3 protein-coding genes are annotated in these 3,069 nt (G+C 66.5%); 2 read left to right on the top strand and 1 reads right to left on the bottom strand.

Annotation, left to right across the window (positions count from 1 at the left end):
* Both J7E68_RS08720 and J7E68_RS08715 read left to right on the top strand, forming a co-directional pair.
* A partial coding sequence (locus J7E68_RS08720; RefSeq protein ID WP_215171768.1) for a DUF4012 domain-containing protein occupies positions 1–998 on the top strand: 998 nt, incomplete at its 5' end.
* 258 nt (positions 999–1,256) lie between these two features.
* A complete protein-coding gene (locus J7E68_RS08715; protein WP_251048800.1) occupies positions 1,257–1,709 on the top strand; it encodes a hypothetical protein in 453 nt (150 codons plus the stop codon).
* A 171-nt stretch (positions 1,710–1,880) separates the two neighbouring features.
* Here the strand turns inward: J7E68_RS08715 and J7E68_RS08710 are convergent, their stop codons facing one another.
* Complete coding sequence (locus tag J7E68_RS08710; protein ID WP_311416760.1) at positions 1,881–2,951, bottom strand: LCP family protein; 1,071 nt, start codon at positions 2,949–2,951, stop codon at positions 1,881–1,883.
* Positions 2,952–3,069 lie beyond the last annotated feature (118 nt).

The following is a 3,069-nucleotide window of genomic DNA, read 5'->3' as shown; positions in this document are numbered from 1 at the left end:
CGGTTCCCGACTTCCCCTCTTGGGACACGCCGATTCCGCTGAGCGAGTGGACGGTCGCCCTCTGCGAGGACCAGCCCGGCCGTTACATGCAGAACCTCACCAGCATCCCTGACTTCACCGAGGCAGGGCCTGCGATCGCGAAGCGGTGGCAGGACCGCTTCGGACAGCCCGTCGACGGAGTCATCGCCGTCGACGCGGTGATGACCGAGAACCTGCTCGCGGCGACGGGACCGCTGGCATTCGGCCCCTTCGACGCCACCAAGGAGACGGTGGTGAGCCTGCTGCTGTCGGAGATCTATGCGGCCATCCCCGACCCCCTCGTGCAGGACGAGATCTTCTCCCAGGCTGCGGGAGTGCTGCTGTCCGCCGCTCTCACCAAGGCGGAGCCGAAGGATCTCGTCGCAGCTCTCGCGGAGTCGGCCGACCAGCACCGCATCCGCATCTGGAGCGCGCACGAAGACGAGGAGAAGCTGCTGGCCGCCTCGTCGCTGGGCGGGGCACTGCCGACTGACGACACCGAGACCCATGTGGGCGTGCTGTTCAACGACACCACCGGCGGCAAGATGGATTACTACACGGATGCAGCCATCTCGACCGCCGTCGGCGTGTGCGACGGCGAGCCGACCACGCAGGTCACGGTGACCTGGACGAACGACGCCCCGGCGGATGCGGCGACGTCGCTGCCGCCCTACGTCACCGCCGAGGGGTTCTACGGCGTGCCCGCCGGATCGGTCCGAACCCTGATCGCCGTCTACGGCCCCGAGGGTGCGACGCCCTCGCACATCGATCGCGACGGCAAGGAGGAGAGCGTGCAGACGGCCCTTCTCGGATCCCGTTCCGCCGTGCAGCACCAGGTTCTGCTGGCACCGGGAGAGTCGTCGACGATCACGGTCGAATACCAGGGAGCGGGGGCCGGAGAACGGCTCACCGTGGTCGACCACACCCCGGTGATCGGCACGCCGGAGATCACTCGTGAAGAACTGCGTTGCGCTTCGTGACTTTTGACCAGCTGATGGTGTAGGTTCAATCTCACTGGGGAATATCTGGGTTCATAACTCTGTCGTGGGGACAGAGACGGGCCCACGCAGTCGGATGCAGGGGTGTATCCGGATGCGATTCCGCGTGCATTTCTGGGGAGAATCATGCTGAAGAAACTGGCTGCCATCAGCCTTACCGCTGGCGCACTGGTGCTCATGGCACCTGCTGTCGCCTCTGCCGCTCCGAACGGGTCTGACTCGTACTCGGAGCCACCGCGCGTGAGCGTCGATCAACCGATCATCGACACCTGCGAGGCATCGACCGTCGCCTTCGGCGCAGGGTACTTCCTGCCGTCCGAGAACGTCGGAGTGTCCGTCTCGGGTCTGCACGCCGGCGACTCCGCCGTGTCGGGCAACACCGCAGCCGCCGACGGAAGCCTCGTCGTCAGCTACCGCCCGCCGTCCGATGGTGAGGGCACGTACGCCCTGGCCTTCGACGGCTCGCGCTCGTACACCGCGACGATCACCGTCTCTCAGGGGCAGAACGCCTCCGAGGACTGCGAACAGGGCACCGCTGTCGCGAGCACCGAACTTCCGCTCACCGGCGGAGGACTCGAGCTCGCACTGACCGGCGGCAGCGTATCACCGTGGATCCTGGGTGGCGGAGCCGCTGCCCTGGTAGCCGGTGGAGCGCTCGTCGCCACAGGAGTCGTGCGCCGCAAGCGCGCCTAGGTCAGATCCCCGCGTCATGCGGGGGTCGACTGGACGACGGTGATCCCTCCCCCTCCGATCACCGTCGTCTGGTGAATCCGGTCATGTACCGGAGGCCCACGACCGCCCCCTTCACTCTCAGGTGGCGGCCGTGGGCTTNNGCCAGGGGGCGACGGGGAGGGGCGACCCGAGTCACGGTGTCGGCGTCGGGGTCTCCGTCGGCGGGTGCAACGTCGTCTGCATGAGCTCGTGGATGTAGTCGTAGTCCGGTGAGAACTCATCGACGCCGTTGTCGGGAGTCAGTTCGACGGTCGTGACCGTCTGCTCCCTCGCCTTGGTCATCAGGTCGAAGAACTCGGGCAGCTTGTCCTGAGGCAGATCGGTGTCGATCAGGGCCGTGCCGGCCGATGCGACCTCGTTGAATCTGGTCAACACGGTCTGCGGCGTGAACTGAGCGAGGATCGCCTCCTGCAGTTCCCGCTGCCGCTTCATGCGGTCCCAGTCGCTGGTGGTGTAGCGAGAGCGCGCGTACCACTTCGCGGTATCGCCGTCCCTGGTCTGCTGGCCGACCTCGATCCAGCCGATGGCCCACGCGTCCACGTCGTACGGATCGGTGCCGTCGGGCGGCCCGCCCTTGGGCAGCCGCTCGGTGACGTTGATGTCGACGCCACCGAGTGCGTCGACGAGGTCCGCGAAGCCGTGCATGTCGACGAAGACGTAGTACGGGATCTCGATGCCCAGCACACCCTCGGCAGCGTCCTTGGTCGCTTCGATGCCGGCATCGGATCCGTGGGCGGCAGCCTCCGGATACAGACTCTGCCCGTTGTCCTCGCGACAGATCTCGGCGGCGTTGCGCACGTGGTTCATCCAGCCGTTCCAGCCGCACGAGCTGGAACTGTGACCTTCGAAGCCATTGGGGTACAGCTCCTGCATCGGGCTGCCCTCGCTGAACGGCGCGTTCGGCAGCTCACGCGGAATCCCGGTGATGGTGACCGCTCCGCTCGTCGCGTTCACGGAGACGACGGAGATGCTGTCGAACCGCATTGAGTCGCGTCCCTCGCCGCTGTCGGCTCCGAGCAGAAGGATGTTGTAATAGCCCTCGCTGGGCGGCAGGCTCGGACCGCTCTGTCCGAAGATCGTGCTGATCGTGCCGCGGGCTGTGCCGACGTACGACGCGGCGTATCCCATGCCCGTTCCCACGAGACCGAGCAGCAGCAGGGCGACGAGGGGGATGGCGAGTTTCGAGAGTCCCGGGATCTTCACGAGTCGCACACAGCCGCAGCACATCGAACGTCAGCACCGCCCACAGCACGATGTACCCGATGATCAGGAGCTGCACGAGGGTGAGGACGACAGCCGAGAACCAGCCGCCGCCGACTGT

The sequence above is a fragment of the Microbacterium sp. ISL-103 genome (assembly GCF_018613995.1).
Classification (GTDB): Bacteria; Actinomycetota; Actinomycetes; order Actinomycetales; family Microbacteriaceae; genus Microbacterium.
The sequence above is the reverse complement of the archived record's forward strand: the minus strand, read 5'-3'. Positions and strand labels throughout refer to the sequence as shown.